Source organism: Mycobacterium sp., from assembly GCF_052144515.1.
GTDB lineage: Bacteria > Actinomycetota > Actinomycetes > Mycobacteriales > Mycobacteriaceae > Mycobacterium.
Window position 1 is genome coordinate 1 of record NZ_JBKQQD010000397.1, and the last position, 7286, is coordinate 7286.

Below are 7286 nucleotides of genomic sequence, written 5' to 3' on the forward strand. Positions count from 1 at the left end.
GGGATCCCAACACGGTTAATCTCACCATAGACCGGCCGGCTGAGTTACCGGTGTGATCAGCGCGGCTGCTGACCGGTAAACCGCAATTCGGGTCAGCGGGTACCAAAGATGGATGGTAGCGGGGACGACATCGGTTCGCGCACGAGCAATCCTGATAGAGACCCGATCAGGGACCAAACCACCATCCAAGGAGTAGCCGCCCTGAGAATGGTCATCCAAGAACTGCTGTGCAACAACGCATCAGCGGCCTTACCCGACATTGAGAACCGACATCGAAAAAGGAATAATCATGGTGACTTCACAACGCCGATCCGCCGATGAGGTGCGGGAGTTCGATGCCCCGCCGAGCCTGCCCGAGAACCTCCAACGGGTCCTCGTCGACCTCATCGAGCTGCACCTGCAGAGCAAACAAGCACACTGGAATGTCGTGGGCACCAACTTCCGCGATCTGCACCTGCAACTCGACGAAATCGTCGACATCGCACGCGAGGCCAGTGACACCATCGCCGAACGCATCCGCGCCCTCAACGCTGTTCCCGACGGACGATCCGACACCGTCACGGCATCGACCACACTGCCCGCCTTCCCCCCGGCCGAGCAGACCACCACCGACACCGTCGACTTCATCACCACCGCGATCTACGCCGCAGTCGACACCCTCCGCACCGTCCACGACGACGTCGACACCGCCGACCCCTCCAGCGCCGACCTGCTGCACACCATCATCGACGCCTTGGAAAAGGCCGCCTGGATGCTCAAATCCGAGAACCGTAAAATCTGACGACGACCGACAGGCAAGATCACGGTATGGCTGCCGCCTAATTCAGTGCGCCTCGAGGAAGGTGACCACCGCCAGCACCCGGCGGTGGTCATCACCGGTCTCGGGCAGGTTAAGTTTGGTCAAGATGCTGCGGACATGCTTTTCTACGGTGCCCTCAGTGACCCAGATCCGGTGAGCGATTCCGGCATTGGAGCGACCCTCGGCCATCAACGCCAACACCTCGCGCTCGCGCGCACTAAGCACCGCCAGCGGATCACTGCGCCGCCGCGCCGACACCAACTCGGCCACCAGCGCCGGATCGACCACCGAGGCGCCCTTGGCGATGCGCCCCAGCGTGTCCACGAAGTCGGCCACATCAGTGACCCGACTCTTGAGCAGATAACCGACACTGCGCCCACTGGCCAACAACTCCATCGCATGCTCGACATCAACATGCGCCGACAGCACCAGGATCGCCGTACCAGGCAGCTCCTCGCGGATCACCCGCGCTGCATCCAGCCCCTCAGTGGAATGAGTGGGCGGCATCCGGATATCGGTCACGACTAACTCCGGAGCCCGCTCACGCACCAACCCCAGCAACTGCATGCCATCACCGGCTTGCCCCACCACATCAAAACCCGACCGATCCAACAGGCTGGCCAAACCCTCCCGCAGCAACACATCATCCTCAGCCACCACCACCCGCACCCGAGCCACGACGGGGCCCCGTTGTTGCACCGGGGCCGGGCTGTTTCGATCGCCGCGCTGATCGCCGCCAGTGACCGGCACGGTCATGTCATCCACCGTGAAACCGTTGCGGCGCTGGGCTTGTCTCAACTCTTCCCCGAGCCCGGCGGCGGCCACGGGCCGATCCTCGGGAGTGCATCGAGTTTCCACCGGATCGGTCTCGGCCATCGGCGACTAGGAACCCGACACTCCGTGCCAGCACGCGCCTATCCATGCAATCTCCTCGATAACTTGATTTGAGGATAGCTTGCGAGAGCCACCTGGTTCATCGGAAATCGCTGTGTCTGGTTGAGCGGCGTGCCGGCTGGCGGGAGCGAGCGCGGTCGGGCCTACACTCATCGGCCGTTCCTCCCCCAGGTCGGAGGCTGTGAACTTCCGAGACTGACCGAGAAGTCATGCCCCTCAACGAAATTTATGACAGCCTCCGGACGGGGCTACTCTCCCCGCACGCCTTCCCAGCCGCTGCGTAAGCGCGATACTGGGCGGGTCGTAGGCCGCGCCGAGCAGCGCAAGGCGCTCGTCGGCAAATTCCCAATCGTTGGGAAGCGTGTAATGCGGATTCGGTGGGAGAGTCGGCCGCGGCCCGATCATGGCGCGATGATACCCCCTGCGCGTACTCGGCCGAACAGAACCAACATAAGCGCTCAAGTGGCCTCGACGGCATATTCCACCCGTGCGCGTTCTCTATCCCCGAGCAGCCTTCATTGCGGCACAGCAAGCCGGCCGCCATCAGTACCGACCGCATCGGTCACACAGCGGGATAGGGACGCCATAAGTCGGCGGGTTAGAATTCCGGTTGCGGTCACGTCCATGTCCGCACCGATCGATCTGAGCCAGCCTGATGACGCGGAGAAGCACACAACCGCCCGGCTGGCCGTCTTCGCGGCCAGCTGTCAATTCCCCCGGCCTTCACCCCGATACCGCAGTCCGCCCATCACCGATACGGGCTCGCCCGGTGGCACTATTGCTGCATGCAAGTCGCCCGCCGGTGTGGCTTGGGCTGGTGGTCGCCGCGGCGTTCATCGTGGTGGAATCCGTTGTGGTGCTGCTACTCAAGCAGGTCGCGCCCGGCGACGCGTTCGGCGTGGTGTACCTGGTCGGGGTTCTGGTGGTCTCCACAGTGTGGGGATTCGGGCTCTCGGTGACGACATCGGTGGCCAGCGCCGTCGCCTTCGACTACTTCCGGAACGGGCCGGCGGACTTCACCCTGACCAGAGTCGAAAACTGGGCTGTGATCGGCATCTTCCTGGTTGTCGCGCTGGTGGCCAACACGCTCGCGCACCTGGCCAGGACACGTGCCGTAGAGGCTGAGCACAGCCGTGACGAACTTCGCGTAGTCGCCGACTTGCAGGCTTCACTGCGACGGGTGGCGACACTGGTCGCTCGCGGGGTCGCTCCGTCCGAGGTCTTCTGCGCGGTAGCCGACGAGCTGGCCCGGTGCCTGGGGGTGCGCCATACGACTCTGTTCCGCTTCGAGCCCGACGGCGCAGGCCTATTGATCGCAGGGCACCACGAGTCCGATTGGACGAAACTGGCTGTTGGTCAGCGATTTTCGCTGGACGGCGAATCTGTCGCGGCGATGGTGTTCCGCACCGGTCGTCCCGCCCGGATGGACAACCATGACGATGCTCCCGGTCCGGCCGCCGACTACATCCGCCAACTGGGGATGCGGTCGGGTGTCGGGGTGCCGATCATGGTCGACGGCCGCGTGTGGGGCGCGGCCATTGTCGGCTCGTCACAACCCGATCCGTTGCCGCCTGATACCGAGTCGCGGGTCAGGGATTTCGCCGATCTCGTCACGACCGCGATCGCCAACGCCGAGACCCACGCCCAACTCACGGCGTCTCGCGCCCGGATCGTCGCGGCTGGCGATGAGGCCAGGCGCCGCTTCGAACGCGATCTGCATGACGGTGCACAGCAGCGGCTCGTTACGCTGGGACTCAAGCTCCGTTCTGCAGAGGCTTCCGTGCCACCCGACCTCGGTTCGGTCCGCGAGCAACTTGCTGAGATCGTCGACGGACTGACCGGCGTCTCCACGGATCTCCAGGAGATATCCCGGGGGATCCATCCCGCGATCCTGTCGCGGGGCGGACTGGGGCCTGCTCTCAAGACGCTCGCCCGCCGCTCCAGCGTCCCCGTCGAGCTCCGCGTCGCTGTCGACCAGCGGTTGCCCGATTCCGTCGAAGTGGCCGCCTACTACGTCGTTGCCGAATCCCTGACCAACGCGGCCAAGCACGCGCAGGCATCCGAGGTGAGGGTGACCGTCGAAACAGAGGGTCCCACCGTCCGTCTATCCATTCGGGACGACGGAATCGGAGGAGCCGACTCGGGCAGGGGGTCCGGGCTCAGCGGTCTGGCCGACCGCGTGGAGGCGCTCGGCGGACACCTACAGATGTCCAGTCCGATCGGGAGTGGGACGTCACTGCTCGCGACCATCCCGTTCTAACCGCGCACGTCGAGGTTAGGGCGTGGCTCAACTCTTGAGTTGGACCACGGTTCTGTCACCAAGGATGGGCGCGCGATCTGTTCGCTTACGCGGAAGTACTTGGCGTTCTTCGCGACTCGCGATGCAGCGTCTTCGGAGATCGTCACGTGACGATCGAAGTCAGGCTCGTGCCGCGCGACGGGGGGCCGCGGCGGACTGGGTAACGGCCGCGGCGACGTCCTCGTCGCCGTGGCCTTCGGCGACGGCTTCACGCCAGCGTGGCAGCAACGCATCAGTGAGCGTGAGTTCCGCCCCATGCCGGCGGGCAGCGCTCGCGGCAAGCTCGGCGTCCTTCACCGCATGCCTCAGCGGGAAGCCGGGGACGAAGTCCTCGTCGAGCATCGCGGTGCCCTTCGTCATCGCGTACGCCGACGCCAACGACCCCCCGGCGATGGTCTCCAGGAACACGTGCGGCTCCAGGCCGAGCGCTTCGCTGAAGGTGAGCGTTTCGGACATCGCCTCGACAAGGACAACCAACCAATTGTTGAGCGCCAGCTTGAGCCGGGAGCCGTCCCCAACGCAATCCAGCCACACCGTGCGGCGTCCGAGCACGTCGAAGATCGGCTGCACGCGCGGACGCACCTCGAGCGCGCCCGCGGCGAGGATTTCCAACTCGCCCCTGTCGGCCGGCTCAGAACTGCCGGATACCGGGGCGTCGATGAATGCGACGCCATGTCGGTCCGCGAGATCAGCGAGCCGGTGGGTCCATTCGACCCCGACCGTGCTCATCTGAATCCAGATCGCATCCGAACCAAGCATCGACAACGCGCCCTTGGGCCCGGTCATTACGTCTGCGACGGTGGCTCCGTCGGTGAGCATCGTGATCAGCACGTCGGCACCGGTCGCTGCTTCTGCAGGGTCGGAGGCCGGACACGCCCCGTCGGCGGCCAATGCCGCGGCCTTGGCCATGGTGCGGTTCCACACCCGAACCCCGAAACCCGCGTGCAGCAGGTTGCGCGCAATCGGGGCACCCATCGTTCCGGTCCCCAACACGGCGACACGTCGCACGTGGTCGGCCATCACATGCCCTCAGGGGACGGCCCGGCCACCTGCGCGGCGGAACTCATGATCTTGTCGATCTCGTCGAGGTCGGCGTTGCTCAGTGACACGTCCGCGGCGGCGAGACTGTCTTGGACATGGCCCGCTTGCCGGGCGCCGACGATGGCGACATGCACGGCGGGGTTGGCCAGCGTCCAAGCGATGGCCAACTGGCTGACGGTGACGCCAAGGTCGGCGGCGAAGATCGCCAGGGCGCGCACCGTGGCCAGGTTGTGCCAGAAAATGTCGCCGCTGAATACGCCGCTGGTGCTGCGCCAATCATCGGCGGCGAACGCGGTGTGGGTGCTCAGCGTTCCGGTCAGCAGCCCGTGGGCCAACGGCCCATACACCAGCACACCGACGTTATGTGCACGGCAGTAAGGCAATTCGCCGTCCTCGATCTCGCGACGGAACAGGTGGTACGGCGGCTGCAAAGTCTCTACCGGAAGCGTCGCGGAGAACTCCGCCATCTGCGCGGCGTTGTAGTTGGACACGCCGACGTGGCCGATCTTGCCGTCGGAGACCAGCTCGCGCAGGGCGCTCGCCGTCTCGGCGGCCGGCACGGTCGGGTCGGGCCAATGCACCTGGTACAGGTCGATGTGGTCTAAGCCCAGCGCGGTCAGGCTGGCGTCGACTCCTTGGCGCAACCACTCGGGGCTCGCGTCTCGGACCAGACCGGAATCTGTCTGACGTAGACCGCCTTTGGTGGCAATCACAAGTGCGTCGCGCTCACTGGTGAGCTCGTCGCGGAGCGCCTTGCCGAGGATCTGCTCGGATGCGCCGAAACCGTAGGCCTGCGCCGTGTCGAAGAAGTTGACGCCCAATTCGCGGGCACGACGGATCGCGGCGATGGCGGCGTCCTCGTCGAAATGACCCCAGTCCCCACCGAGCTGCCAGGTGCCGAACGCGACGCGGGAAACGTGGAGCCCAGTTTGCCCCAATGTGGTGTTCTTCATTTCGCTCTCCAAGTCGCTCGAGCACAGTCGTAACTCCGGGTTGGCTATTAACCACGATTGCGCGCCGGCGAACCCGTGTCGCCACCGCTGACCCCAATCGGGTAATCCCCGCTAGCTGGAATCTATGTCTACTGGCCATCTGCAAATCCGCTGGTAGCCGGGATTCTCAGCGCCGCAGCATGGGAGCGCGCGCGTCGTTTACGGCAGACTTATGGCTAGCGGGAATGCCCGCCAGTGCCGCACACTGCGAAGCTGGCCTCATGGCTTTGAGAGGTAGATAATGCGCTGCCTAATCGTTGATGACAGCACGGATTTCGTCGAGGCCGCGCGCCATCTGCTCGAGCACGGCGGCATCACGGTCGTCGGCGTCGCATCGACCAGCGCCGAGGCTCTTCGATGCTTCGAGGAGCAGCGACCGGACGTGACGCTGGTCGACGTTAACCTCGGTAGCGAGAATGGATTCGAACTGGCTGAGCAACTCCACCGATCCGGGTTGCCGACACCATCACCAGTGATACTGATCTCCACCCATGCCGAGCAGGACTTCGCCGACATGATCGCGACCAGTCCCGCCATCGGGTTCCTCGCCAAGTTCGCTCTGACGCCTGGCGCGATCCGCGATCTCGTCGGCGGCGCGCCGCGCCTCGAGGAAGGTGATCACCGCTAACACCCGGCGGTAACCGTCGGGGGTCTTCGAAAAGCTTGGCTGGGCGAGGATGCCGCCGGCATACTTCCCGATGGAACCCCGCCGGTGACCCAATCTGCTGGGCGATAAGGACATTAGACCGCTCTCCTCCGTTAGCGGCATCATTATGCGGCTAGCCGGGGACATCACTGAGTGTCCGCGGTGGCGATACCCGTAGGCCGAAGCGGAAATTCAGCGTAGAGGCCTGAGGGACTTCAATAAGGGGACTGGGACAAGGGCCCCGCTACTCAGAGGACCCGGTCGATTGCAGCTAGCAGGTATGTCCGGTGTGGTATTAGCGGGGCCCCTAGCGAACCTTGGTCGCTAGTGGTGTGTCCTGTTTATTTAGCTGACTTTTTCGAGGGCGATCCGACCGCGTGCAACCTTGGCCAGGATGGACTCGGCGGTGGCGGTCCACACATAGGGTCTGGGGTCGTTGTTGTGGGCGTCGATGTATTCCTGGATAGACGCGACGAGGTCGGGCACGAAATGGAAGACGCCGCGCCGCAACGCTTTGTCGGTCAGTTCCCGGAACCAGCGTTCGACGAGGTTGAGCCACGACGACGATGTCGGGGTGAAGTGGAGGTGGAACCGGGGGTGTTTGTTCAGCCACTG

At 64.6% G+C, this 7286-nt stretch carries 6 protein-coding genes and 1 pseudogene; 3 read left to right on the forward strand and 4 right to left on the reverse strand.

Annotated elements, in window-relative coordinates; all coding sequences use genetic code 11:
• Positions 1–289 precede the first annotated feature (289 nt).
• A complete protein-coding gene (locus ACLP9N_RS26320) occupies positions 290–781 on the forward strand; it encodes a Dps family protein (protein WP_442410134.1) in 492 nt (163 codons plus the stop codon).
• Positions 782–823: 42 nt separating this feature from the next.
• Here the strand turns inward: ACLP9N_RS26320 and ACLP9N_RS26325 are convergent, their stop codons facing one another.
• A complete protein-coding gene (locus ACLP9N_RS26325) occupies positions 824–1468 on the reverse strand; it encodes a response regulator (protein ID WP_442410139.1) in 645 nt (214 codons plus the stop codon).
• Positions 1469–2462: 994 nt separating this feature from the next.
• On the opposite strand from ACLP9N_RS26325, the gene ACLP9N_RS26330 reads away from it, so the two are divergent.
• Positions 2463–3953 carry a sensor histidine kinase gene (locus ACLP9N_RS26330; protein ID WP_442410135.1) on the forward strand — a complete coding sequence of 497 codons (1491 nt, stop codon included), beginning with the start codon at positions 2463–2465 and terminating at the stop codon, positions 3951–3953.
• A gap of 159 nt (positions 3954–4112) precedes the next feature.
• Here the strand turns inward: ACLP9N_RS26330 and ACLP9N_RS26335 are convergent, their stop codons facing one another.
• The gene (locus ACLP9N_RS26335) at positions 4113–5012 is read right to left on the reverse strand and encodes an NAD(P)-dependent oxidoreductase (RefSeq protein WP_442410136.1); all 900 of its coding nucleotides are present in this window, start codon (positions 5010–5012) and stop codon (positions 4113–4115) included.
• The gene (locus ACLP9N_RS26340; protein ID WP_442410137.1) at positions 5012–5986 is read right to left on the reverse strand and encodes an aldo/keto reductase; all 975 of its coding nucleotides are present in this window, start codon (positions 5984–5986) and stop codon (positions 5012–5014) included. Before ACLP9N_RS26340 ends, ACLP9N_RS26335 begins: the two co-directional genes overlap by 1 nt.
• Before the next feature lie 280 nt (positions 5987–6266).
• Here ACLP9N_RS26340 and ACLP9N_RS26345 point away from each other — a divergent pair, with 280 nt between their 5' ends.
• The gene (locus tag ACLP9N_RS26345) at positions 6267–6653 is read left to right on the forward strand and encodes a response regulator transcription factor (RefSeq protein WP_442410138.1); all 387 of its coding nucleotides are present in this window, start codon (positions 6267–6269) and stop codon (positions 6651–6653) included.
• Between the two features lie 363 nt (positions 6654–7016).
• Here ACLP9N_RS26345 and ACLP9N_RS26350 read toward each other — a convergent pair.
• Positions 7017–7286, reverse strand: a pseudogene (locus ACLP9N_RS26350) (IS630 family transposase); the annotation flags it as partial.